This window comes from Rhizobium sp. LEGMi-198b (assembly GCF_054114205.1).
Genome location: NZ_JBSYVH010000005.1, coordinates 496,243 through 521,406, shown reverse-complemented (window position 1 = coordinate 521,406; position 25,164 = coordinate 496,243). Strand labels below are relative to the sequence as shown.

Below are 25,164 nucleotides of genomic sequence, written 5' to 3'. Positions count from 1 at the left end.
ATGGGTCGCATCCATGTCACCGATGGATAGATGCGCACCCTGTTCTCGAACGTTAAGTTTGCAATGGCCACGCTTTGTCTTTGAAAGACCTCATTGCTCAAAAGCAGCCCTGAAGTCAGCTTGCTGATATGCGCCGCGGCACGGTCTTTGCTTGCTCGCCAATTCTGACGAGGGCCGCGGTGTTTAAAATGCAAATTGATGGCGTTGATGCGTGTTATCCAAACAATCGATTTTACGAATTGACGGCCGTGCTGCATCAGGCGGGCTATAGAGTGACGAAAATCAGGCGCGTCGACGGCACACGGGTGATGCTGAAAGCAATCAAGAGAAGCCCCTGCCGAGAACCTACCCGTGCCATTAAAAACCGGAGATGAAGCATGCGTCTTACACTTGCCGCCGCGGCGGTCCTTTCCACTTTATCTTTGCAGCAAGCCGTCGCTGGGACTGTAAACTGCGCACCGATCACCGAGCAGCAGGTTGCTGAATTGTTCGATCGCTGGAATGCGTCGCTCAGAACGCTCGATTCCGAAAAAGTTGCCGCGAACTATGCAGAAAATGCGATCCTGCTGCCGACGCTGTCGAACACACCGCGTCTGACGCACGAGCAGCGAGCCGCTTATTTCGACCACTTTCTCAAAAAGCGGCCGAAAGGATCGATCGATCTGCGCGTAATTAGGATCGGATGTAACATGGCAACGGACAGCGGCATTTACACCTTTTCATTCGCCGACGGCACCAAAATTCCCGCGCGTTACACCTACACCTATGAGTTCATGGACGGAAAATGGATGATTACAGCCCATCACTCCTCAGCGATGCCTGAGACCTAGGGGTGGCGACAGCTACGCGTGCTGGCGAATGCCAGCACCCCGCTTGGGATGAACTCCAGCTCATCATTCCAAGCCAGAACTCTTATCAAGCATCACTTGCCTTGCTTCGGAAGCGAATTGCCAGATTGTCACAACGGGCTAGAACGTGAGCTTGAAACCGGCTGCCAGGGTGAGGGCATAAAGGTCCATGCCGGCGCCATCTTTGTAAGATCCGACCTCGGCCGCCTGGTCGACGTGTCGTATTCCGTCGTATCCGCCTTTCCTGCGAAAGTACTGATCGAAATTGCCGGCAAAGAAGAGGCTGACGCGGCCCGTCATCTGATAGACGGCCTTGGCGCAGATCGAAACGAAAGGATGCGCGCCGAACTTGTCCTCGAAATCCAAATTGCGAAGCCAATGATTGTCGACGTCGTTGGCATCGACATTGGCGCCGCAACGCAATAGAGCCGAAAGGGTCCAATCTCCGTATTTCGTGGTCGCTTCGGCGCCAAGGAAACGCCGGGGTAGCGTTGTTCGTAACTGATGACCCGCTCGCCGTCCTCAAAGTTGAAGCGCTTGTTGCGAAATCCCCCGTGCTATCAATAAACGTTCCGCCATTCACGGTCCAAGTTCTCGATCTTCAACTCAAATGGCATGCCTTTTGCCGGTGAAAGACGGCGGGAAAGCCATGATGCCTGGCCGCGAAAGCACCCCTCAAGCACAGAATCCCATTTGACCGAAAGGAAGACGGCGCGTGAAATCTGGACACGACAAGCCGGACTGGAGACGAAAGTCATTGCGCGCATCGTCATCAACTTTCATCTCGAAAAAACATAGCGGGTCGCATTTACCTTGGTATACCATCTATCCGACGATACAGGAGTTTTCCTCAGCAATCGGCGCCGAGACCTATGAGGAATGGCTGAGGAGCCTGTCAACCGATGACGCTGTTTCGCTCTATCTTCACATTCCATTTTGCCGCTCGATGTGCTGGTATTGTGGCTTTCCGACGAGCATCACTCGTCTGGATAATTTGATCATCAATTATCTCGCAGTGCTGCGCGAGGAGATCCGCTTGGTTGCCGAGCTAGCGCCGCAGGCACTCCCGGTGAGCGACGTGCACTTCGGAGGCGGATCCCCGACCATCATGCCGCCAGGAGACTTCCTGTCGCTTATGGAACTCCTGCGCGGCCGCTTCGCGTTCGAGAAAGCGGCTAACATCGCTATCGAGGTCGACCCGCGCACGTTCACCACCGATATGGCCGAAGCCTTGCAAAAAGCCGGTGTGAACCGCGCAAGCGTCGGTGTGCAGAGCTTCGATCCCATCGTGCAAAAAGCGATCAACCGGGTTCAGAGCGAGGCGCAGGTGATGACTGCCGTCCAGAACCTGCGCCTGCACGGAATAGGGCGCATCAATTTCGACCTGATGTTTGGTTTACCGTATCAAACAGTCCAGTCCTGTCGCCAGAGCGCGATGTTAGCTATTGAGATGCGTCCCGACCGCCTCGCGGTTTTCGGGTATGCGCACGTTCCCTCCTATAGAAAAAATCAGCGCTTGATTGACCGGGCAGCATTGCCCGATATAGCCGCGCGCGCCGAGCAGGCCTCAGTCATGGCCGACACGTTAGTTGCCGCCGGCTATCTGCAAATCGGGCTCGACCATTTCGCTTTGCCGGATGATGAGCTTGCGCTGGCGCAGAGGACTCGTCGTCTTCGGCGCAATTCCCTTGGTTACTCGGCCGAAACACGCCAAACTGTGATCGGCTTCGGCGCGTCGGCGATCGGTCGTTGCGGCGAAGGTTACGTTCAAAACGAACTCCCACAAGACTCTTATAACCGATCCATTGCGTCCGGCCACTTGGCGACATCAAAAGGCTATCGTCTCACCGTCGAAGATCGCGTACGGGCGGCGATCATCGAGCAACTCATGTGCTACTTGGAAGCAGACGTACCAGCAATCTGTACGGCTCACGGATTTGATCCGATCCATTTACTCAGTTCCGCTAAGCAGTTGCACATTCTGGCTGAGGACGGGATAGTGGACATCGACAACGGTTTGGTCCGTGTGCGGCAGGAGTGTCGCTTTGCGCTTCGCGCTGTCGCCTCCGCATTCGATGCTTATCTTGGCCGCCCACCCCTCTAGGCCGTCAAAAAGCAAGGGCAAACAAGCTTAATCAGCGATCATGGGACTTTATCGAGTACGAGTTTCTCGAGATGTTTGGCAGGAGGCCATCCGTCCTCCCTCCCCGTCGGTTAAATCTTAAAACGACCGCTGAATCCGAAGCGCGCCGGCCCAAGTGTCATCCTTGATCCGGTCGTAGTTCACATAGGATATTTCCGGCTCGATTTTCAGGTCTCTGGTTGCGAACCATTCGACCGTTGTCGCCGCCTGGAACGTCTTGTTGTCGGCATATGCGAACTGCGTATTCCAGTTTAACCTATCATTGATCTTGACCGTGCTGCCGCCCCAGAGCGCCCAATCGCCGCTGCTTCCAGTAACGTCACCGTTCGCATATTTGTTGATCTTGCTGCCATCTGTATTCCAAGCTCCCATGAGGAATGCACTGATGAGGCCAAAATCGGCATCGATACGAGCCTTGACTGCGCCCTCCTCGACAATGGAATCATAACCAGCGACAACTCTTACCGACCAAGGACCAGTCTTGTAGCCAAGACCAGCCACTGCGTCCGGCGCATAATGATCTGCGCTGCTAGGATTCACACTCGTCGAGAAACTGTCTTCGATCGAGACCACACCGAACATGCCGTTGCCGCAGTCATAAAAATACGAAAGTTGGTTCAACTTGATAGGGCCATTGCCGATCACATCCGGATTGACGACATTGCCGGCATAGCCGATCCAATCATTGTATTGAGAGCCGGCGCGCCCGACAAGGAAACCGCCAAGCGAGATATTCGCCAAAGGCAGATCGGCGCCGAGCGTGTTACTATCGTCCGTATAATCGAACCGTAGAGTCGTCGTCGTCTTAAGGGGGCCATATTCAGTCTCCGTCACCGTATTGACATAGATCTCGCTTCGCGTCAGCCAGGTGGTACCGCTGGGCTCTACTGGGGCATAAGGATTGTATGACGAAGCTTGCGTGCGGACCATGCCGCCGAGTTGCATGCAGGTTTCAGATCCGGGGATATAAAAATAGCCCTTGCCGTAGGCATCGCAGATACGGACAAGTTCAGCCGGTTCCGGCTCTATGGCGACGACTTGATCGGCAGCGCGTACGGAAGGCGCGACTGAAAGTGTTGCAATCGCGCCGAGAAGAATGGGTCTGATATTCACTGAAGCTCCAATGTTTAGGTCAACGAGAATTCATCACGCGCGCTGAACGCGTGCTCAGCAATCGTCGTTGAAAGCGAATTCCTATGCTTCTGATTCACTCCCGCCCTTGAGCAGGCCAGGCCTGGCTACGCTTTCAAAAGGAACAATTCGGTCTGACTATTCCTTGGAAACAAGGCCAGATCCCTCCATTGCGTCTGGAAATCTGACGACAGGAGCTAGGCCGCGGCAGAGAGCATTTTGCTGACATTTTCGACATTTCCGCTCTGTTAACTTTGATCGGGAAGCGTTCGCAAATGGCTCGCAGCAATATGCATGCCGCAGGAAAAATCCTTTGTTTTGCAATGTAACTTTTTTGAAACAGCTCGCTTGCAAGTCCGCCATTGTCGCATAGCCGACAGAGCTCAGCGACATCGACCCGTGTTTGCAGCTAGCGGCATTTGAAAACACTGTGGATCATCGATCGAAACGTCTGCTCATCCCTTGCAAGTCCAAAGCATCAGTTCACGCCATGACTGGCGCTGTATCGGATGAGCGGTTGATTTCCAGCGCACGTTCGGGACATGATCGAGCACCGCGTGATGCGCAAGATTCGTTCCCTGCAGCAACGTCGATATTGCCGGGCAGGATATAACCATCCTCATCCAGCTTGAAGATCTCCGGCGCTTGGGACCAGCATCGCGCGTGCCCATGGCATTTGGCATTGTGGACGATGATGTGCATGCCTAACCTCCGATTCTGCACAGCGGCGCTCGAGTTATGACCAGTCCAGGACGAGATTCTCGATCCCGAACACATGGCCGCCATGGGTTATTGGGGCCGTACCTTCCTTGATACGGAAATGAGGGATGTGAGACAGCCATTCCTCCAAGCCGATGATGATCTCCCGCCGGGCAAGGTGCGAACCAAGACAACGATGGGGACCAGACGCGAACGCGGTGTGGCGGTTGTCCTCGCGTGCAAGGTCGATCACGTTGGGATCCTCGAACTCCGCCGGATCACGATTGGCAATCATCGCGGCGCAGCAAACATAATCTCCTTTGCGAATCGGCGCGCCTTCGAAGTCGATATCTTTTGTGGCCACCCGGATCATCTGTACGGTCGAATAGGCCCGCAACAATTCTTCGGTTGCGAGCACAATCCGTTCCGGTTCACTTCGCAATAAACTCTGGTCCGTTGGGTTGCGTGCCAGATGGGCTAAGTCAAAACCGATCGCGGCTGCGACCGTATGAAGCCCCGCTACGAACAATAATACGCCGATGCCGCGGACTTCTTTGTCGGTCAGCGGACGGTTATCAATCTGTGCCTGCACGACGAAGGTCATGAAATCGTCGGCCGGTTCTTTGCGGCGCAAGGCCGCAAGTTCATCGATAAACTCCAGAATAGCTCGAGCCGCTGCCGATCGCTGGACCTTGTCTCCCTGAAGAAGGCCTTTCGCCCAGCCGACAAATATGTCGAGCCGTTCAGCCGATAGTCCCAAAAACTGAAGAATGACGCCAACTGTGAAGGGAATGGCAAAGTCTTTCATCACCTCGCAGCTCTTGCCCGACAGGGAGATCTTTTCGACAATGGTGATTGCTCGCGCACGGATAGAGGGTTCCAGCGCCATCACTCGTTTTGGCGAAAACAGGGGGTTAAGCAGGGAGCGAAAGATGCCGTGGGCCGGTGGATCGAGCTCAAGTGGGATCAACGGCCAGTCGTCACCGAGCGCAGAGGCGAAAAGGCTGCGGTGGCTGGAAAAAGTATCGAGGTCCTGCAGCACTTTGCGTTGGTCTTTGGCCCGGGTGATGAGCCAAGTGCCACGACCATCACGGGTATTGTGGAGTGAATAAAAGATTGGAGGTCCGGCGTGAACACGAGCGGCGGCTTCATGGGGATCGCCATTGGGGATGCGTTGCATGCCGGGTGACGTGAATAAGCTGAAGTCGCTCACCATTTCGCGCGGAACATGATCTGGAATCGGGTCACTCACGAGTTGATTTCTCCTTTACGGCGGCCGGCTGCGTTGCGCTGTGTTGTTCTTTGGCAGCTGAAGTCTCACTGTCGCGGTTCACCTGCCCATCAAAAAGCCAAGAGGGCGAGATTGCCGATATTCGGCAACTCCAGCTCGTGACAGTCGCAATCTGGTCGTCCGGTCGATTGCGACCCGACACTCCCGCAATGAGGAGGCCACCCAAACGTGCCGGACGCGCCGATCGCCTCGTATAGAGACTTCAAAATTCATGCCAGGTCCGTTGGTCGGCCGAAAAGCAATCTTCCCGGCGCTCTTCGGCTGTTTGATCCGAGCAAGCTTGTGTCGGGGAGCTAACAAAATCGACGTAGTGCGATCGCGCTCGCGGAAGAAACTGGCATAGCGGTCGACGAAAAAACGCCGCGACGTAGCGGTGTCGCACTTCCGACAGCGCCGGCACCGTCAAAGATGCGCGAGTATCATTTCATTGTTTTAAAACGATGTTCTGGCTTGGCCTGAATAATGCCTAAACCGCCGCCAACTTACTGGTTGAGGAAAATCCGACAATCGGCCCCACAAGTAGGCGGGTAGCCGCAAATACATCGCCATGCGCATGGCGCAGAAGACCGTCGCCACGAACCACGCCTTCAATGCTTGCAGGGGAATGAATTTCCTGTGCGAAGTTTCGCCTGTCGCCCTATTCCATCGCCACTCACAGAGGAGAGCAGTTGTGAGCTTTCTTGAAACAAGTTCGAAGCTTTTTCAGCAAAAATATGCGGCAGACTTGGGTCCCGAACAATACGCTCACCACACTGGACGTGACCGGGACGGCAATTCGATGAGCGGCGCACTGTTGTGGGCAAGGGCTGAAACCGAAAGGATGAACAATGCGCGCGATACCGGGACAACCAATATGGTGGACGCCGAGATCAAGTTGGCGCAAGAACTTCAGCAGAGAGTAAAAGAGTATGTCCGATGGCCTCGGGGCGAGCGATCTCAAAAAGGGGTGTCAATTCTCGACTTCGGCCCCGGAACAGTGCGGGCATTTCAGCAGAAGACCCTTCCCCTTGCAACGGAGTTGCGCGGAAAGACCTCACGTTGCGTACTGGTTGATCGCTCGAACGAGTTCCTCGGGGACATAGAGCGATCGCCGCCACCGTTCGACCTGAAGATCGAATTCATACGAGATGACATATTTTCTGGGCGACGCTTTTTTTCCGATGAGGAAACGGCATTGGTCGTCATGTTTGGGCGCACATTTGGGAACCTCGCCGCCGCCATAAGTGAGGCCCCTCCGGTTGAGGCGGTCGTCCAGGCGTTGAGGAGGATATCGAACAGCGCTGAGAGGTGCTGGCTTGCGATCTCAATTGGCTCGGATCTCAGGTGGGATGTCGCAAAAGCCTACTACGAAGCGCATCCAGAATTTCAGCTGAACGTATTCTATCGAATGAAGGCAGAATTACCCGTCGACGATAACTTCGATCCGGGAGTGTTTGAGTATGAGGCGGATATAAGAGGCGACGACAACTTCATGCAGGTGATCCACACCGCGATCGTGAATAGAAATTTGTCGTTTCGGCTCAACGGAAAAAGCATCGAATTGAAAGATGGTGATCGGTTGCATTTAAAGAACTCGTTTTCTTTTTCTGAAGATTTCTTCAGGGAATGCGCGAACCTCGCAGGGCTTATGTCGGTTGATGTGCTTTCAGATGACGCCGGCTCAGACATTCACGTGCTGGAAAAGGCGACCTGAGAACAAGCCTTTTCGCCGCTGTCGGCGAAGAGCCAAGCCTTGACATGTAATTGGCAATAACCGGCCATTCCGCCCATGTCTGGCAGCAAGTGTGGTCCCCTGTCATTCATAGCGGGATGGAGTGTCGGCGTTTAGAACTGGGCAACTTTCACGGCCGAGACGCTCGGCCGCGAACTCAATGTCGCGGCGAGGAGATCGACAGCAGGCTCTCGCGTTCGCCAGGCGGCTAACAGGTCAAGGTCGCTTGGTCTTGTCCGATGTGCGACAAACGCTGGTTATGCACGCCGGGCGGTTTGATCGATTATACTGAACTAAAAAACGTTTCTTCCTTTGGCATGCGTATTGCTGCGAAGCATTTGCAGACGCGTCGCGGTCCGACGGTACCGCATGGAGATGTCGAAATGTTAGCACCAAACTATCTACCGGGACCCATGCCCGGTCAGCCAGGAGCAGAACGCTCCAGACCCGGAAGAAGCAGGCCATGTTCGCCGAGGAATATCGAGCCGTGGCCACGCAGACGCATCAGGTGGTGCGTGGGTAGGCGCGACGAAGCACGAGCAAACCCTCATCACCGTCATAACCTCTAATCTGACGGCGCCTCATAAGCGGCTTTTTTCTCGCAGCGATCAATGCCGACCGGTCCGGCGCGTTTTGAATTAGATACTTGCCAAATTGCTGCAGAATCTCACCAAACGCCCGTCGTGGAACCCGCGAAGTTGGACAGCAATCGCACCCAGGCGCGACGCCTTGGCCGATTGGTCCAGATCCTTTCAACCGCAGGAACCCAAACCATGGCTCACTTAGAAGACGTCGACCAGTTTTGCCAGCGAATCGCCGAAGCACTCCCTTCGGCCAATATCCCGACCCTCTTGCTCCTGCTTTATCAGTTCACAGGACGAGAATATTGGCTAAGCCCGCGGTTTATTCCCGCCAAAAGCGGCTGGGACGACAACGACTCCGGTGGCCTGCAAAGCGAATTGCAGGCGGAGATTCGCGATGCAGCGCTGAGCGCCATCACGGCTTGGCGCCAAGGCGTTCCCATCGCCAGGGCAGACTTATCGGCGGAAGAGTTGATCCGCATGCTATCCATGTCAGAGGCTGAGCCTATTCCGCCGGAATTTGCTGACATGATGATCCACAAGCTGCGCAGGTATTCAGGCGCGGTTCCTGATCCGGTGTGTTTGCCGGACAATTTCCGCATACTTGTCATCGGAGCCGGCATGTCCGGTATCGCAGCCGCAGTTCGGCTGCGACAACTGGGCGTTTCCTACATCCAGATCGAAAAGCAAGCCCGCACCGGCGGGGTCTGGTATTCACATCGCTACCCTGGCTGCGGGGTCGACACACCCGGGCATCTATACTCCTTCACGTTTGCCAGTGGCGACTGGAGCAAATTCTTCCCGTTGCAGCAGGAAATCGATGAATACCTCAGCCGAGTCGCCCGCGAGTTCGGGATTGAAAGCTCAATCCGCTACGATACGGAATGCCTGTCCACTCGTTATGACGAGGAAAGCCGCACTTGGCATTCTCGATTGCGCTTGCCAGACGGGCGGGAAGAAACCCTTGTAACCGATGTGGTCATTTCAGCCGTGGGCGGATTTACCACGCCGAAATGGCCAAACATTCCCGGCCTGCGTGACTTCGACGGACTAGTGGTGCACACCTCCAATTGGGATCCCGGGGTTAGCCTCGACGGCAAACGCGTGGCTGTGATCGGAAATGGAGCCTCCGCAATGCAGATTGTCCCGGCCATCGCCGATCGGGTGAGTGCCCTGACAATCTTCCAGCGATCGCGCCAATGGGCGGCACCCTTTCCCAAATTTCTTATGCCGGTTCCCGAGCCGATGCAGTTCTTGCTCCGCGCGGTACCACACTACGAATGGCTCTACAGGCTGCGGCTCAGTTGGATTTTTGACAGTCAAGTGCACGAGTCCCTGCAGAAGGACCCGGCGTGGCCGCATCCCGATCGCTCTGTGAATGCGCTGAACGACGGCCACCGCGAGACGTGTACTCGATATATCGAAGAACAGCTGGCAGGGCGACCGGAGCTACTGGCCAAGGTCATTCCCGACTACCCGCCGTTCGGCAAGCGAATGCTCCTGGACAATGGCTGGTACAGAACCCTTCTTAAGCCGCAAGTCAATCTGGTGGACAGCGCTGCTGCGCAGATTGAAGGCAAGTCGATCCAAGCGAAAAATGGCGACAGTCATGAAGCAGATGTTCTCATCGTCGCCTCTGGCTACGATATCACACGCTTCCTGCTTCCAGTTCAGGTATTCGGACGCAATGGCGTGACAGTACGTGAGGCCTGGAACGATGACGACTGTCAGGCATATCTTGGTACCGTCGTGCCGGGCTTCCCGAACTTCTTCATGCTCTACGGCCCAAATACAGCCCTCGGTCATCGCGGGAACTTCATCTTCACCATCGAAAGCCAGCTGGATTACGTGCTGAGCGTTTTGCGTCAGATGGGTGAAAAGAAGCTCGCCGAGGTGGAATGCAGGCAAGACGTTTATCAACGCTACAATCGGACGATCCAAGAAATGCACCAGAAGATGATCTGGAGCCATCCCGGCATGTCCACCTATTTCCGCAACGACCGGGGGCGGATCGTAACGAACAGCCCTTGGCGTCTTATCGACTATTGGAAGCAGACGAAGGAGGCAGATCTCGGTGACTACCACACGATCGGAAACGTCGGTGCCCAGTCAAAGGCGTCGGCTGAAGCGGTTTGAAAAGCAGCCACCACTCACAGGTCCCGTTGAGATCGAGGATTAAAATCTCTCACTGGGGAAGACGGCCTAACTGGTGGAAGGCTGAAAGGAGCAAGATGGCCGCGACCGAAACGTTTTACGATGTTATCCGTCGCCAGGGCATAACCCGGCGCAGTTTCCTGAAATTCTGCAGCCTGACGGCTGCCTGCCTCGGCCTTGGCTCCGATACGGCGGCCGCAATGGCAGAGGCGCTCGAATCCAAAGAGCGTGTGCCAGTGATCTGGATGCATGGGCTCGAATGCACCTGCTGCTCGGAAAGCTTCATCCGCTCGGCCCATCCGCTGGTCAAGGATGTGATCCTGTCGATGATTTCACTCGATTACGACGATACAATCATGGTGGCGGCCGGCCACCAGGCCGAGGCGATCCTCGAAGAGACCAGGGAAAAGTACAAGGGCAGGTACGTTCTCGCCGTCGAAGGTAATCCGCCGCTTAGCGAAGGCGGGATGTTCTGCATCGATGGCGGGCGACCCTTCGTCGAGAAGCTCAAATGGATGGCCGAAGGCGCTCTGGCTGTCATCGCCTGGGGAACCTGTGCCTCTTCGGGCTGCGTTCAGGCCGCCAAACCCAACCCCACCGAGGCAACGCCGATCGATAAAGTGATCCGCGACAAGCCGATCATCAAAGTGCCTGGCTGTCCGCCGATCGCAGAGGTGATGACCGGCGTCGTCACCTTCATCACCACGTTCGGCAAGCTGCCCGAACTCGACCATCAGGGCCGGCCGAAGATGTTTTATTCGCAGCGCATCCACGACAAGTGCTATCGGCGCGCTCATTTCGACGCCGGCCAGTTCGTCGAGGAGTGGGACGACGAAGGTGCGCGCAAGGGCTACTGCCTTTACAAGATGGGCTGCAAAGGCCCGACCACCTACAATGCCTGTTCGACCGTTCGCTGGAATGGGGGCGTCTCCTTCCCGATCCAGTCGGGTCATGGCTGCATTGGCTGCTCGGAACAAAATTTCTGGGACGCAGGGAGCTTCTACTCCCGACTGTCCGAGGTCAACCAATTCGGCGTGGAAGCTACTGCAGATCAGGTGGGCATGGCCGCAGCTGGCATTGTCGGTGGGGCGATTGCTGCCCACGCTGCAATCACTGCCGTCAAGCAGGTCACCGCCAAGCGCGGGAAAACCGATCCTAAAGACGGCCAGGGACAGGAAAGATCACGATGACCATCCAAACGCCAGATGGCTTCGCGCTCGACAACTCCGGCAAGCGTCTTGTGGTCGATCCGGTAACCCGCATTGAAGGCCACATGCGCGTCGAGGTCAATGTCGATGGGGACAACATCATCCGCAATGCCGTTTCCACCGGCACAATGTGGCGCGGCATTGAAGTCATCCTCAAAAATCGTGATCCACGCGATGCATGGGCGTTCACCGAACGGATCTGCGGCGTCTGCACCGGAACCCATGCGCTGACATCGGTGCGGGCGGTTGAAAATGCGCTTGGCATAACCATTCCGGAAAACGCCAATTCGATCCGCAATCTGATGCAGCTGGCATTGCAGGTTCATGACCACGTCGTGCATTTCTATCACCTGCATGCGCTCGATTGGGTGGATGTCATGTCTGCCCTCACGGCCGATGCGAAGGCCACCTCGGCGCTTGCGCAATCGGTGTCCGATTGGCCATTGTCTTCGCCTGGTTACTTCAAAGACATCCAGACACGGCTCAGAAAGTTCATCGAATCCGGCCAGCTTGGTCCGTTCAAGAACGGCTACTGGGGCAATGCATCTTACAAGCTGCCGCCGGAAGCGAACCTGATGGCCCTAGCGCACTATCTCGAAGCCCTCGATTTCCAGAGGGAGATCGTCAAGATCCACACGATCTTCGGCGGCAAAAACCCGCATCCGAACTGGCTGGTCGGCGGCGTGCCCTGTCCGATCAACCTCGACGGCACGGGAGCCGTCGGCGCGATCACCATGGAACGGTTGAATCTAATTTCGTCGGTGATCGACCAGCTGATCGAGTTCAACGAGAAGGTATACCTGCCCGATATCATGGCGATCGGTTCCTTCTACAAGGATTGGCTCTTCGGCGGCGGGTTGTCGGGCAAGAACGTGCTTGCCTATGGCGACGTGCCGGAACACGCAAATGACTACACAGAGGCGAGCCTGAAGCTTCCGCGCGGTGCGATCATTAACGGCAATTTCAACGAAGTCCTGCCGGTCGACCATTGCGATCCAGAGCAGATCCAGGAATTCGTCAGTCACTCCTGGTACGAATATCCGGACGAGGCCAAGGGCCTGCATCCCTGGGACGGTGTCACCGTGCCGCATTACGAGCTTGGGCCGAAAGCAAAGGGCACCAAGATCAACATTCAAGAGCTGGACGAAGGCGGAAAATATTCTTGGATCAAGGCGCCGCGCTGGCGCGGCCACGCCATGGAGGTCGGCCCGCTTGCCCGTTGGGTCTTAGGCTACGCGCAGGGAAAGGCAGAATTCAAGGATCCGATCGACAAGATCCTGAAGGACCTCGGCCTGCCGACTGAGGCGCTATTTTCGACACTGGGGCGCACCGCCGCTCGCGCGCTCGAATCCGTTTGGGCGGGCCGGCAGATGCGGCATTTCCACGACAAGCTGGTCGCCAACATCAAGGCCGGCGACAGCGCCACCGCCTTCATCGACAAATGGAAGCCGCAGACCTGGCCTTGCGAGGTCAAGGGCGTCGGCTTCACTGAGGCCCCGCGCGGCGCGCTCGCCCATTGGATCAAGATCAAGGGCGGCAAGATCGACAATTATCAATGCGTGGTGCCGACCACCTGGAACGGAAGTCCGCGCGATCCCAACGGCAATATCGGTGCGTTCGAGGCCTCACTGATCGACACGCCGATGTCGGATCCGTCGCAGCCGCTCGAAATACTCCGAACTCTCCATTCCTTCGATCCGTGCCTTGCATGCTCGACGCATATCATGAGCCCGGACGGTCAGGAAATGGCCAAAGTCCAGGTCAGATGAGAAGGACGATCATGAGCATCTCTGCTACCTCAAAGGCCGATTGCGAGCACGAAAACGTGTATGCCTACGAGGCGCCCGTTCGCCTCTGGCACTGGATAAACGCTTTCTGCATCCTGGCGCTGGCGCTGACAGGCTATTTTATCGGTAGCCCATTGCCGGCGGTACCCGGCGAGGCGAGCGCCAATTTCCTGATGGGCTATATCCGTTTTGCCCATTTCGCCGCCGGACAGATCCTGGCCGTGGCCCTGATCCTCAGAATCTACTGGGTCTTCGTCGGCAATGTGCATGCACGCCAAATCTTCTACGTTCCCTTCTGGAGCGGACGGTTCTGGAGGGAATGGCTGCACGAGGTGCGCTTTTACATGTTCCTCACTCAAAACCCGCTGAAATATGCCGGCCACAATCCGCTGTCGCAGTTGGTCATGTTCGTGATGTTCACGCTGCCGCTGACATTCATGGTGATCACCGGATTTGCGCTCTATGGCGAAGGCGTCGGCCGCGACAGTTGGGGATATAGGCTGTTCGGTTGGGTATTCTGGCTCTCGCCGAACAGCCAGTCAGTCCATAGCTTTCATCATCTCGGAATGTGGGTGATCCTGATCTTCGTGATGATCCATATCTATGTCGCGGTGCGCGAGGACATCGTCAGCCGCGACAGCATCGTTTCGTCGATGATTTCGGGCGAGCGGGTGTCCAAGCACAACGAGGACTAGGATGGACGAAACGAATTCTCGCAAACCGAACGTCCTGGTGCTCGGTATTGGCAATATCCTCTGGGCGGACGAGGGTTTTGGCGTCCGCGCTGTCGAAGCCTTCCACCAGGCCTATGCGGTGCCGACCAATGTCACCGTGCTCGACGGCGGCACCCAGGGCCTCTATCTCGTGCAATATGTGACCGAAGCCGAGCATCTGATTGTCTTCGACGCTGTCGACTACGGGCTCGCGCCGGGCTCGCTGAAGATCGTCGAGAATGACGAAGTGCCGAAATTCACCGGCGCCAAAAAGATGAGCCTGCACCAGACAAGCTTCCAGGAAGTTCTAAGCGCTGCCGACCTTCTCGATCGCTATCCCACAAGACTCGCGCTGATCGGCTGCCAACCGGTGGACCTCGAGAACTGGGGCGGACCGGTGACTGAGCCCGTCAAAGCGGTAATACCGGCGGCCGTAATGGTAGCCGCCGGCATCCTGGAGCGATGGGGCGTCGCCATCAGTTCGCGCCGCGCCGCCGCGCCCGCTCTTCTCGCCAACGACATCGATTTTGCACATTATGAGCGGCGCGCCAATCCGGCCGAATTGACCGGTTGAGGAGGAGTTTCCGATGCGACCGAGGCAGTCGTCAGTTGCGTTGCTGTTCGCCGGCTGCCCAAATCTTTCCAAAACCTAAGGACCCGCACGGGAACCCTTCAGGTTCCCGATACCAATGAACCCAGGCGGATCGAGGAGCTGATTTGTGTGCATAGGAATTCCGATGCAGGTGACGGGCGGCGAATTTATAGCGCAGTGCCAGCGCAACGGATCCGTTTTTGCGATTTCGATGGTGCTGGTCGGCCCGCAACCGGTTGGGACCTACGTTCTTACCCATCTAGGATCTGCCATCCGGGTGCTCGATGCCGACGAAGCACACAAGATAGACGATGCGTTGGCCGGTCTTGCTGAAGCCGTCGAAGGACGGTCATTCGAAACGCTGTTTGCCGATCTTATCTCCCGCGAGCCGGAATTACCGTCTCATTTGCGCGAAAACTGACAGTTCGTATTTCGCTACCGAATACAATCTCCTCATCCTTTTCGCCCACATGTTCATGTGAACTGTCGTCAACGGCAGCCGGAGATGCACGGGATCGAACGTGCCTCCTGCGGGCGGACTGCCTCCGTGCTGAACATTGCGGGTTGCCTCGGCATCGGCGCGCGCGTGCCCATCCGAATGAGGCCGCGACCGGAATTTTCCTTCAGATCAATGCGATCCAACCTTCTCCGCAAGTGGTACGGCGCTTGCAAACCCCAAGTGCGAGAATGAATGACAAGCTGATTTGGAGCAGATAATGCCATCCTACCGAGTTGGCTCCCCAAACGGCAGAAGCCGGCAAACCGCAATGCTCATATCCGACATTGTTGCAACGCTTGCGGTGCAGAAGGCCGGCCAGCCGGGGCGGCTATTCGACATTTTCGAATTCGATGACGATGATAAGAAATTGATCACGCAGACGCTCGGCAACGGCGAGGTGTGCGGGGTGGCGGCGCTGCCCTCCGGAGTCCTGGCGCAGTTCCAGGAAGCGATTATGGCCGGCGTCTGGCATATCCGCTTTACCGACCCCGCCGGCGACCTCATTGCCGAATATATCGAGGTCGCCCCCATTCCCATGGCGGTGCGGCGGGCCTGCACGGCGCTACCGGCTTTGATCTCACATGGATCTGCGCCGCCCGGCGCTATGAACGTTATGCCCCTCATGACGGAGATCGGTGATCGCATGGTCCAGTATCGGGATGGCGATCCGGCGCATGTTATCATTTTGTCGTTGTTTCCGATGAGCATCGAGGATGTGAATTTCCTGCAGGTCACGCTCGGAGCAGGTCCCGTACAATTGACATCGCGCGGCTACCGCCCCTGTCGCGTGGCGGCAGCAGGCGCCCGAAACGTCTGGTCCGTACAGTTTTACGACAACATGGGTAAGATCGTTGTCGACATGCTGCAAATCGTCGACATCCCCGCCGTCGCCATCGCCACCGAAGAGGATTTCCGCGACTCCGCGGCCCACCTGCGTGATGTCGAGGAGGCCTATTTCAAATGACCAACTTGGCGATGAACGCCGGCCTTCAGGAAAGGGCGACAGTCGTTCCCGCGCTCGGCGCTGCGGAAACAAGCTTGCTGGCATTCGTCGGGCGAACGACCGGCATCGTCGCGACGCCATGGTTCATGATCTTGCCCGCTGCAGGCACGGCTCGCAATCAGCAGGCAGGCATGATCGAATTCATCGCCGGCAAACCCGAGACGACTGGCGGTGTTGATTGCTGCTTGCTGTTTTCCATGGTCTTTGAGTTCGGAACGATGAGGACGGCGTTGAAGGCTAGGCGCGCATTTTCCAACATTGTTGCGCTCGCGCCGCCGCCCACTCCAACCGCCAGCCCCATGCGCCGTGATCTGCTTTGGAGGAATATCCGAGCGCCGCGGGAGCTTGCTGCATGACCTATCTCCTTGGCCCCGGCTCGATCCGGATCGACGTCACAGTGTCGCAAGCGCTTGCCCGTTTCGTGGAAGTGAGGGTCAACCGCCCGCAAGAATTGGCACGCATGTTCATCGGCCGCCGACCCGAAGAGGCGCCCGTACTTGCAGGACGGGTTTTTTCACTCTGTGGCTGTTCGCAATCGGTGGCCGCGCGCCTTGCCACACTGAATGCAGCCGGCCTGCCGATGCCAGTCGAGGAGCAGTTCACGGCGATGGCCGGAGTGCTGGCCGAACGGATATTCGAAACATTGAGGGGGCTGATTTTGCACTGGCCGTCTTCAATGTCGGCAGGTCTGGTGGCTCAGGCGGGCCAATATCTGCGCGGCGCCCTGACCGCGTCGCAGGCAATCATCGGCGAATCGAGAGAGAAAAAAGCAAACCGTAGCGCCCTGGCTGCCAACGCGCGGCGGCTTGCCGATGCAGCAGAGAGGCTCGGCATCGCCAAAGACGACGGCCTTCCGCCGGATGACACGGCTTGCGCGGCGATTTTTCGAGATATCAAGAATGACCGAACTTTTCCAGGCCGGCGTCCTGATCCGCTGACTGCCGCCGACGATGCCGAAGTTATTGCCCATCTTTGCAACAATGCCCACTATTGCGCCTTGCCGCATCTTGACGGTCGGGTCGTCGAAACCGGTGCTTATGCCCGGCTTTGCGACACCAGCAGGTCAGACGATCCGCATCTTGCGCAACGCTTCATGGCGCGCATACGCGACGTTGGCCTTTGCTTGAAGCAACTCGCGCATCTTGCCAAGGGCCATAATGATCCTTCCGAACTGATGGCCGGTGGTCCGGTGCCCGGCGCCGGCGGCTTTGGCGTAGTGGAATGTGGGCGTGGCAGACTTTATCATCAGGCCGAGATCGACGCGAACGGGAAACTTTGCACCTACCGCATCCTTGCCCCGACCGAGTGGAATTTTCATCCGGCCGGTCCATTTGTCGAAACCCTTCTCTCATCACGGATCGGTGCTCATGAATCGGCGGCCCGGTCGGTTTCTCGCCTCGCGGCTCTGTTCGATCCCTGTGTCGAGTTCAAGCTTAACATTCGCGACGCCGCCCATGCATGAAATGTCGTTGATGGAGAGCGTGATCGCCATCGTCTGCGAGATGGCGCAGCTGAATGGCGCAAGCGCAGTCAAATCGATCCGCCTCGATATCGGTGTTTTGAGCCACATCAACCCGGATTCGCTTCTGTTCTGCTACGAAGCTGTACGGCGTGGCACGATTGCCGAACACGCCACACTCGAAATCACCCGCATCGCCGGCAAGGGCTGGTGCCTCGAGTGTGGGAAGACGGTGCCCCTCGATAAGCGGTTCGGCGCCTGCCCGGACTGCGGGCGGTATAGGGTGCAGACGACGGCGGGCGATGAATTGAGGATCAAAGACATGGAGGTGATCTGATGTGCACGGTATGCGGCTGCGAGATGGCAACGTTGGAAGATGGCAAGAGCAAGACCGGCGCGCAGGGCGAGCGCCATGATCATCATCGTGGCCACCCTCACGATCATGGACATCATCATGATCGTCACTATGCGCAAGACAGTGGGCTCCAACACGGTCAGCTCATTGGCGGCGTGCATGTCCCGGACGTGAACCCCGAGCGCATCGTCCAGATCGAAAAGGATATCCTCTCAAAAAACAACGCCTATGCTGTCGAAAACCGGGCTCGGTTCGGCCGCAACAGCATCTTTGTACTGAATTTCGTTTCGAGCCCCGGATCGGGAAAGACCAGCTTTCTGGTGCGCGCCATTTCCGACCTCAAGGACCGGATGTCGATCAGCGTGATTGAAGGCGACCAGCAGACCTCCAACGATGCCGCACGTATCCGCAAGACCGGCGTTCCTGCAATCCAGATCAACACCGGCAAGGGCTGTCACCTTAACGCCCACATGGTCGGCCACGCGGTGGAGGACCTGGCGCCCGAGCCCGGTTCGGTCTTGTTCATCGAAAATGTCGGCAATCTTGTCTGTCCCTCCGCTTTCGATCTTGGCGAGGCTCATAAGGTCGTGGTGCTTTCGGTTACTGAAGGCGAGGACAAGCCGCTCAAATATCCCGACATGTTCGCGGCCGCCGATCTGATGATTCTCAACAAGTCCGACCTGCTGCCGCATCTCGACTTCGATGTCGGGCTCTGCATCGCTAATGCGCTGCGCGTCAATCCGCGCCTTCGCACTCTCACGGTTTCTGCGCGCAGCGGCGAAGGCATGGAAGCGTTCTATTTCTGGCTGGAGGGTGCGGTGGCCCGGGTCGCAAAAGCTTCGCAGGTAGTCTGACGATGGTGCGCGCCTTGGCATCCATGGCGGAAGATCGTGTCCGGCGGCTGCGAGTGCGTGTGCGCGGTGCCGTACAAGGGGTGGGTTTCCGGCCGTTCGTCTATAGGCTTGCGAGGACAATGCAGCTTACCGGCTTCGTGCTCAACGACAGTGCCGGCGTGCTGATCGAGGTCGAGGGCGCCGCTGTCGACTGCTTCGCGGAACGCGTCTGGAAAGAGGCGCCGCCGCTTGCCCGTGTCGATTGCGTCGACAAGCTGGAACTGGAGACGGCGGGCGACGAAGTGTTCGAAATCCTCCAAAGCGTCGGCGGCCGTGGCGCCACGCGCATTGGCGCCGACGCCGCGACCTGCGTCGAATGCCAGCACGAACTGAATGATCCGGACAACCGCTTTTTCGGTTATCCTTTCGTCAACTGCACTCATTGTGGCCCGCGCTTCACCATCACCCGTGCCCTCCCCTATGATCGCGCCCAAACATCGATGGCTGCGTTCCCGATCTGCACCGCCTGCGGCGCAGATTATGGCAACCCGGAGAGCCGGCGCTTCCATACCGAGCCCCTCGCCTGCCCGGTTTGCGGGCCACAACTTAGCCATCCGATCGCTGAGATATCCGCGCGGCTCATGAATGGCCAGATCATTGCGATCAAGGGCATCGGCGGCTTCCAGCTCTTCTGCGACGCACGCAATGATACGGCGATTGATCGTCTTAGACGAGGTAAGATGCGCGACGAGAAGCCGTTCGCGATCATGGTTCCGGACATTGAGACAGCCCGGCTACTCGCCAGGCCCTCGCGGGCACAGGAGGATTTGCTCGCCTCGACCGCCGCCCCGATCGTCCTAATCGAGGCGCGTGATCACCTTTCCAAGCTCATTGCTCCGGGCCTTAGTCGGGTCGGTCTGCTGCTCGCCTATGCGCCGGTGCACCACCTGTTGTTTGCTGCGGTTGCCGCAGAGGCGGCAGGTGCTCCCGCCGCTTTGATCGCGACCAGCGCCAACCCGGGGGGCGAACCGCTCCTATCAGACAACGACGATGCCATGCATCGGCTTGCCAGGATTGCCGACCTGATCGTCACACATGACCGCGACATCGCCATTCGTGCTGACGATTCCGTCATGCAGGTAATTGACGGCGCGCCGAGCTTTCTGAGGCGCGCCCGGGGTTTTGTGCCCGAGCCAGTCGATCTCGGTGAGGACGGCCCATGCGTGATTGCCACCGGCGCGGACCTCAAAAACACGATCTGCGTAACAAGGGGTCGGGAGGCATTCCTGTCGCAGCACATCGGCGGTCTCGACAGTGTCAAAGCGATCCGCTTCCAGCGCGAAGCCCTCGAGCATCTCTGCTCTATCCTTGATGTCAGGCCGGAATTTGCCGCCTGCGATCTGCATCCGGATTTCCGTTCAGCGCGGATAGCGGAACATTTGGATCTGCCGGTTCTGCCTGTGCAACATCACCTCGCTCACATCGCGGCCGTTGAGGCGGAACATCATGCCGGCGGGCCGGTCCTCGGGCTTGCACTCGACGGCCATGGCTATGGCGTTGATGGCAGCAGTTGGGGAGGCGAAATGCTTGTCGTCGACGGCCCTCGCTGGCAGCGGCTCTCTTCGCTTCTTCCTTTGCCGGCGCCAGGCGCCGACCAGGTTGCGCGGGAGCCCTGGCGCATGGGAATTGCCGCGCTCCAGGCCGCCGGCCGCCGCGACCTTGCGGCCACGCTTTGGCCTGGGCATCCCGGCGTCGCGCACCTTGACACGATGTTTGCCCGCGGCTTGCAACCAACCGAGACGTCCAGCTTGGGGCGGCTTTTCGATGCGGTGGCCGCGATCGCGGGCGTCCGCCTCGTCCAGAGCTACGAGGGGCAGGCAGCAATGGAGCTCGAAGCACTTGCCGATGATCCGCAATGTCTTGCAGGAGGCTACAGGCTTGCCGATGGCATGCTCGATTTCCGACCCCTCATCGTCCATCTGGCCGAGCGGCGGCTTGACCGCCGCCAGGCCGCAGACCTATTCCACGGCACGCTGATCAGCGGCCTCGCCGACTGGGCCGCCCTTGGTGCATCAAAGGCTGGCACGCGAACGATCATGCTCGGCGGCGGCTGCATCACGAACCGCGTTCTGGCCGAGGGTCTTTCCCGCGCCCTGCGCGACCACAGCCTTGAGCCCTATCTGCCGCGCCGGGTTCCGCCCAATGACGGGGGCATAGCGCTCGGTCAGGCCGCCCATGCGCGGCACGTGATCAAACACGACTGCGCGCGGATCTCGGAGCACCGGACATGTGCCTAGCCCTACCGGTCCAGGTGATGGAACTGCTGCCAGACAACATGGCCAAAGTAGGGCTCGACGGCGTCTTTAAGGTCATATCGATTGCGCTCGTCGAGGATGTCACGCCCGGTGACTATCTCGTCCTCCACGTCGGCTACGCGCTTGCGAAGATCGACACGGAAGAAGCGGAGAGGACCCTTGCCTTGATCCGCGAAGCTACTCTCGGAGGTGCGGCGTGAAATATATCGACGAATACCGCGATGCCAAGCTCGTCAAGGATATTGCTCGCCAGATCGAAGCGGCGGTAGATCCGGCGCGCAGCTATCATTTCATGGAATTCTGCGGCGGCCACACCTATGCAATTTCGCGCTATGGCCTTGAAGACCTGCTGCCATCCAATGTGCAGATGATTCACGGACCGGGCTGTCCAATCTGTGTGCTGCCGATCGGCCGCATCGACGCAGCGATCGCGCTTGCCATGCGCTCAGAAATCACGCTTTGCACCTATGGCGACTTGATGCGTGTGCCATGCTCAAACGGCTTAAGTCTGCTCAAGGCGAGGTCGGCCGGCGCCGATATTCGAATGGTCTATTCGACACTCGATTCGCTAAGCATCGCCGAAGCCGAACCGAACAGGCAAGTCGTCTTCTTCGCCATCGGTTTCGAGACCACGACGCCGCCGACGGCGCTGGCGCTGCGGTTCGCGATCGCGAAGGACCTCGCAAACTTTTCGATCTTCTCAAACCACGTGCTAACACCGGCTGCGATCAAGACTATTCTCGAAAACTCCGACGTTCACCCGCTCGGCCCTATCAAGATCGACGGATTGCTTGGCCCTGCACATGTCAGCACGGTAATTGGTACGCAGCCATTTGAAGTCCTTGCCGAAGAATTTAACAAGCCGATCGTGGTGGCAGGCTTCGAGCCGCTTGATGTCATCTATTCAATCCTGATGCTGGTCCGCCAGGTCAATGACGGCGTCCATAAGGTCGAGAACCAGTATATCCGCGCCGTGACCACCCTTGGCAACGAAAAGGCGAAGTGCGAGATCGCAAACGTCTTCGAATTGCGGGAAAGTTTCGAATGGCGCGGTCTGGGCGCGATACCCCATAGTGCGCTTGGCCTCAGGTCCAAATATGACAAATACGATGCCGAGAAACGTTTCGAGATGGTGACGCCGGCAGCGCAAGACAATCCGGCCTGCGAATGCGGAGCCATCCTGCGCGGTATAAAGAGGCCCTCCGACTGCAAGCTGTTTGGTAAGGTCTGCACGCCCGATTCGCCGATGGGTTCCTGCATGGTGTCGTCGGAAGGCGCCTGCGCCGCGCATTGGATCTACGGCCGTTTCCGCAGACAGGGAAAGGCGGACGAAAGCTGGAGGACGGTCGCATGACCGTGAAAGCCAAAAGGTCCAGGCTCGACCTCCGGAACGGACGCATCGATCTCTCGCATGGGGCGGGCGGGTGCGCCACGGGCCAGTTGGTCGAGGACATTTTCCACAAGGCCTTCGACAATGACTGGCTCAGAGCTGGCAACGATCAGTCGGCATTTGCCGTTCCGGCAGCGCGCATGGTGATGACCACCGACAGCTATGTTGTCTCGCCGCTGTTCTTTCCCGGCGGCAATATTGGCTCGCTTGCGGTGTATGGGACGATTAACGACATTGCCATGGCCGGCGCGCGCCCGCTCTATCTTTCGGCAGGTTTCATCATTGAAGAGGGCTTTCCGCTCGCAGACCTTAATCGAATTGCAGAAGCCATGGGATCAGCCTCCCGCGAGGCGGGTGTGCCGATCATCACTGGTGATACGAAAGTGGTTGAGCGCGGCAAGGCCGACGGCGTGTTCATATCCACCTCCGGCATCGGCATAATTCGAGCCGGTCTCGACCTGCGCTCCGATGCCGCGCGGCCAGGCGATGCGGTGATCATCTCGGGTTCGATAGGCGATCACGGCGTCGCTGTGATGTCGAAGCGCGAGAGCCTGGATTTCGATACGGACATCATATCGGATTGCGCGGCGCTACACGGGTTGGTAGCGGCAATGGTCGAGGTCGCCGGATCGTCAATTAGGCTTATGCGAGATCCAACACGCGGTGGACTTGCGGCGATACTCAACGAAATCGCCAATGCCTCAAATGTCGGCTTCCGCATCGAAGAGGAGGCCATTCCGATCAAGCCGGAAGTAGCCGCGGCCTGCGAATTGCTCGGCCTCGACCCGCTCAACGTCGCCAACGAGGGCAAGCTCGTCGTCGTGGTGGCGCCAGAGTTTGCGGATGCGCTGCTCGCCGTCATGCGCGCGCATCCGTTGGGTGCTGAGGCCGCATTGATCGGCCATGCCGAGGCTGACGACCGTTGCTTCGTCCAGATGGCGACGTCGTTTGGCGGCAGTCGCATTGTCGATTGGCTATGGGGCGAACAGTTGCCGCGAATCTGCTGAGCACGGCTGTGTATCGCTTCGCGCAAGAATGCATGCCCGGAGCCAGCAACGAGCTTGATGTGCAGCTATCATGCGTACTTTGCGGCAAATCGCATGCACTCCCTCCTGATGGTCATGAAGGGATCTAAGCCCTGCCACGCAAACTGGATCGGTTCACAAGATCTCGCGGTTATCGCTAAATCGCGCGAGCATCTGTCGAATCTGCATATTTTCTTGAAGAAGATGTTCCATCAGCAAAGCCTTAAGCCGTCGATTCTCTTCTTCGAGCGCAATTAGCTCGTCGCCTGAGATATCGATGTGGCCGGCGTTTGATTGGGCGCTGACCGTGCTTGTCGTTTCGTCGGCATTATGATCCATATTCGCTTCACGTCGACGCTTTGTGTTCTTTCGAGACCGCCTGGAAGAGCCGTCTTTCAACGGTGAAACAGAAGTGAAGATCGGACCATTGTCCTGCTGAGACGCGCACGTTTGTTCCGTTTCGAAAGAGGACGCCGAAATCCGTTGATCGTCGCCGGTTTCAACGTGGTCGTTGAGGTGAGTTTCTGGTTTTGGATCCGCCCACGGCTCGCTTTCATGCTTCGGAACATCTGAGACGATGTTGGGCTCGAAAAGATGCGGTGCGTCAGCTTCCGCCTCGCGTGCCAGCGCCTTGAGGTCGGTATCACCCCAGATGGAAGTTGGCTGGATCGTTGTCCTGCGGCGCGCCGATTTGAGCTCGACAACGAATTTTCGCTGCTGTGTTTTCATATATGTCCCATCTTTGAGATCGTAAGGAGGATTTACGATCGGTCGAATCGCTCAAGCATTTTTCTAAGCTGATCATTCTGCAAAAGCAGCTTTTGAGCCAGTTGAATCCTCAGTTGCGTGATTTCCTCGTCCAGGCCTGCCACCTCTTCGAAAAGGCCGTCCTCAGGCGATGGGGATTTTGCATTTTGAGCATTGATTGCGACAGCTGTGTTCTGCGCGGTCACGTCAATGTGAACGCTTTTCGCATGTGCCGGCTTTTTCGTCCGCCGGGTGCCTGGAGCCTCATTGCGCGTATCGCTTTCAAGCGGCACCGCAGAGGCTTCAGCGCCCGGCCGCCCGACCTCAGAAGGCGACAGTTCTTGAACCTTGTCACCTTCAACCGGTGCCGCACCCTCAGTTTCGACCTCACCTTCGAATTCTTTTGAACCAGTCGCTATGAGCTCAATAGATCGGCTTTCATCGGGCTCGGAGCCGCTGGATGGCTCTGGTGGGTTTAGCGCAAGCTCCGGGACGTCTTGTGTTTCGCTTTGGCTTGCGTCGGTGTCGACACCATGCTCAATCGGGCTTTCGGGGGCGGACTGTCGCCGCGAAGTTAATCGAGTAAGGAATTTCCACGGTAATTTCATAGTGCTTCAACCTCGACCAGTCCGTATCCAAAATAGCGCCGCAGCGTGACACCGGGCTCGGAAGGCGAGCCC

Annotated in this window: 24 protein-coding genes; 18 read left to right on the top strand and 6 right to left on the bottom strand. The window is 57.6% G+C overall.

Features of this window, described 5'->3' with window-relative positions; translation table 11 throughout:
* Positions 1–377: 377 nt before the first annotated feature.
* Positions 378–830, top strand: coding sequence for an SgcJ/EcaC family oxidoreductase (locus tag ACXHXG_RS21580; protein WP_260305697.1), 453 nt, complete (start codon positions 378–380; stop codon positions 828–830).
* A 138-nt stretch (positions 831–968) separates the two neighbouring features.
* Here ACXHXG_RS21580 and ACXHXG_RS21575 read toward each other — a convergent pair whose 3' ends face one another.
* Positions 969–1,271 (bottom strand): omptin family outer membrane protease, encoded by a 303-nt coding sequence (locus tag ACXHXG_RS21575; protein WP_457900658.1) that lies wholly within the window; start codon positions 1,269–1,271, stop codon positions 969–971.
* Between the two features lie 334 nt (positions 1,272–1,605).
* Here ACXHXG_RS21575 and hemN point away from each other — a divergent pair, with 334 nt between their 5' ends.
* Positions 1,606–2,952, top strand: a complete 1,347-nt coding sequence (gene hemN, locus ACXHXG_RS21570; protein ID WP_457900686.1) for an oxygen-independent coproporphyrinogen III oxidase — start codon at positions 1,606–1,608, stop codon at positions 2,950–2,952.
* A gap of 117 nt (positions 2,953–3,069) precedes the next feature.
* Here the strand turns inward: hemN and ACXHXG_RS21565 are convergent, their stop codons facing one another.
* The 3 genes from ACXHXG_RS21565 to ACXHXG_RS21555 all read right to left on the bottom strand — a co-directional run bounded on the left by ACXHXG_RS21565 (position 3,070) and on the right by ACXHXG_RS21555 (position 6,037).
* Positions 3,070–4,104, bottom strand: coding sequence for a porin (locus ACXHXG_RS21565; RefSeq protein WP_457900657.1), 1,035 nt, complete (start codon positions 4,102–4,104; stop codon positions 3,070–3,072).
* A 501-nt stretch (positions 4,105–4,605) separates the two neighbouring features.
* A complete protein-coding gene (locus ACXHXG_RS21560; protein WP_457900656.1) occupies positions 4,606–4,824 on the bottom strand; it encodes a ferredoxin in 219 nt (72 codons plus the stop codon).
* 34 nt (positions 4,825–4,858) lie between these two features.
* Entirely contained in the window at positions 4,859–6,037 is a 1,179-nt protein-coding gene (locus ACXHXG_RS21555) for a cytochrome P450 (protein ID WP_457900685.1), read from the bottom strand.
* A 745-nt stretch (positions 6,038–6,782) separates the two neighbouring features.
* On the opposite strand from ACXHXG_RS21555, the gene ACXHXG_RS21550 reads away from it, so the two are divergent.
* From ACXHXG_RS21550 to hypE, 16 genes are all read left to right on the top strand, one after another.
* Positions 6,783–7,805, top strand: a complete 1,023-nt coding sequence (locus tag ACXHXG_RS21550) for an L-histidine N(alpha)-methyltransferase (protein WP_457900655.1) — start codon at positions 6,783–6,785, stop codon at positions 7,803–7,805.
* 716 nt (positions 7,806–8,521) lie between these two features.
* Positions 8,522–10,540, top strand: coding sequence for a flavin-containing monooxygenase (locus tag ACXHXG_RS21545; RefSeq protein ID WP_457900654.1), 2,019 nt, complete (start codon positions 8,522–8,524; stop codon positions 10,538–10,540).
* A 95-nt stretch (positions 10,541–10,635) separates the two neighbouring features.
* Complete coding sequence (locus ACXHXG_RS21540; RefSeq protein ID WP_457900653.1) at positions 10,636–11,748, top strand: hydrogenase small subunit; 1,113 nt, start codon at positions 10,636–10,638, stop codon at positions 11,746–11,748.
* Complete coding sequence (locus ACXHXG_RS21535) at positions 11,745–13,535, top strand: nickel-dependent hydrogenase large subunit (RefSeq protein ID WP_457900652.1); 1,791 nt, start codon at positions 11,745–11,747, stop codon at positions 13,533–13,535. Before ACXHXG_RS21540 ends, ACXHXG_RS21535 begins: the two co-directional genes overlap by 4 nt.
* Complete coding sequence (gene cybH / locus ACXHXG_RS21530; protein WP_457900651.1) at positions 13,532–14,248, top strand: Ni/Fe-hydrogenase, b-type cytochrome subunit; 717 nt, start codon at positions 13,532–13,534, stop codon at positions 14,246–14,248. Before ACXHXG_RS21535 ends, cybH begins: the two co-directional genes overlap by 4 nt.
* A 1-nt stretch (position 14,249) precedes the next feature.
* Positions 14,250–14,840 (top strand): HyaD/HybD family hydrogenase maturation endopeptidase, encoded by a 591-nt coding sequence (locus ACXHXG_RS21525; protein WP_457900650.1) that lies wholly within the window; start codon positions 14,250–14,252, stop codon positions 14,838–14,840.
* Positions 14,841–14,985: 145 nt separating this feature from the next.
* Positions 14,986–15,279, top strand: a complete 294-nt coding sequence (gene hypC / locus ACXHXG_RS21520) for a HypC/HybG/HupF family hydrogenase formation chaperone (RefSeq protein WP_457900649.1) — start codon at positions 14,986–14,988, stop codon at positions 15,277–15,279.
* 346 nt (positions 15,280–15,625) lie between these two features.
* A complete protein-coding gene (locus ACXHXG_RS21515; RefSeq protein ID WP_457900648.1) occupies positions 15,626–16,321 on the top strand; it encodes a hydrogenase expression/formation protein in 696 nt (231 codons plus the stop codon).
* The gene (hybE, locus tag ACXHXG_RS21510) at positions 16,318–16,716 is read left to right on the top strand and encodes a [NiFe]-hydrogenase assembly chaperone HybE (protein WP_457900647.1); all 399 of its coding nucleotides are present in this window, start codon (positions 16,318–16,320) and stop codon (positions 16,714–16,716) included. Before ACXHXG_RS21515 ends, hybE begins: the two co-directional genes overlap by 4 nt.
* Entirely contained in the window at positions 16,713–17,822 is a 1,110-nt protein-coding gene (locus ACXHXG_RS21505) for a hydrogenase assembly protein HupF (protein ID WP_457900646.1), read from the top strand. Before hybE ends, ACXHXG_RS21505 begins: the two co-directional genes overlap by 4 nt.
* Positions 17,815–18,156: a hydrogenase maturation nickel metallochaperone HypA gene (gene hypA, locus ACXHXG_RS21500; RefSeq protein ID WP_457900645.1), complete on the top strand. Its 342-nt coding sequence runs from the start codon at positions 17,815–17,817 to the stop codon at positions 18,154–18,156. The genes ACXHXG_RS21505 and hypA overlap by 8 nt, the downstream gene beginning before the upstream one ends.
* A complete protein-coding gene (hypB, locus tag ACXHXG_RS21495) occupies positions 18,156–19,028 on the top strand; it encodes a hydrogenase nickel incorporation protein HypB (RefSeq protein ID WP_457900644.1) in 873 nt (290 codons plus the stop codon). Before hypA ends, hypB begins: the two co-directional genes overlap by 1 nt.
* A 2-nt stretch (positions 19,029–19,030) precedes the next feature.
* Positions 19,031–21,304 (top strand): carbamoyltransferase HypF, encoded by a 2,274-nt coding sequence (gene hypF / locus ACXHXG_RS21490; protein ID WP_457900643.1) that lies wholly within the window; start codon positions 19,031–19,033, stop codon positions 21,302–21,304.
* The gene (locus ACXHXG_RS21485; protein ID WP_457900642.1) at positions 21,295–21,522 is read left to right on the top strand and encodes a HypC/HybG/HupF family hydrogenase formation chaperone; all 228 of its coding nucleotides are present in this window, start codon (positions 21,295–21,297) and stop codon (positions 21,520–21,522) included. The genes hypF and ACXHXG_RS21485 overlap by 10 nt, the downstream gene beginning before the upstream one ends.
* Positions 21,519–22,676: a hydrogenase formation protein HypD gene (gene hypD, locus ACXHXG_RS21480; protein ID WP_457900641.1), complete on the top strand. Its 1,158-nt coding sequence runs from the start codon at positions 21,519–21,521 to the stop codon at positions 22,674–22,676. The genes ACXHXG_RS21485 and hypD overlap by 4 nt, the downstream gene beginning before the upstream one ends.
* Positions 22,673–23,719: a hydrogenase expression/formation protein HypE gene (gene hypE, locus ACXHXG_RS21475; protein ID WP_457900640.1), complete on the top strand. Its 1,047-nt coding sequence runs from the start codon at positions 22,673–22,675 to the stop codon at positions 23,717–23,719. Before hypD ends, hypE begins: the two co-directional genes overlap by 4 nt.
* 153 nt (positions 23,720–23,872) lie before the next feature.
* Here hypE and ACXHXG_RS21470 read toward each other — a convergent pair whose 3' ends face one another.
* Both ACXHXG_RS21470 and ACXHXG_RS21465 read right to left on the bottom strand, forming a co-directional pair.
* The gene (locus tag ACXHXG_RS21470; RefSeq protein WP_457900639.1) at positions 23,873–24,466 is read right to left on the bottom strand and encodes a hypothetical protein; all 594 of its coding nucleotides are present in this window, start codon (positions 24,464–24,466) and stop codon (positions 23,873–23,875) included.
* 32 nt (positions 24,467–24,498) lie between these two features.
* Positions 24,499–25,092 carry a hypothetical protein gene (locus ACXHXG_RS21465; RefSeq protein WP_457900638.1) on the bottom strand — a complete coding sequence of 198 codons (594 nt, stop codon included), beginning with the start codon at positions 25,090–25,092 and terminating at the stop codon, positions 24,499–24,501.
* Positions 25,093–25,164: the final 72 nt, after the last annotated feature.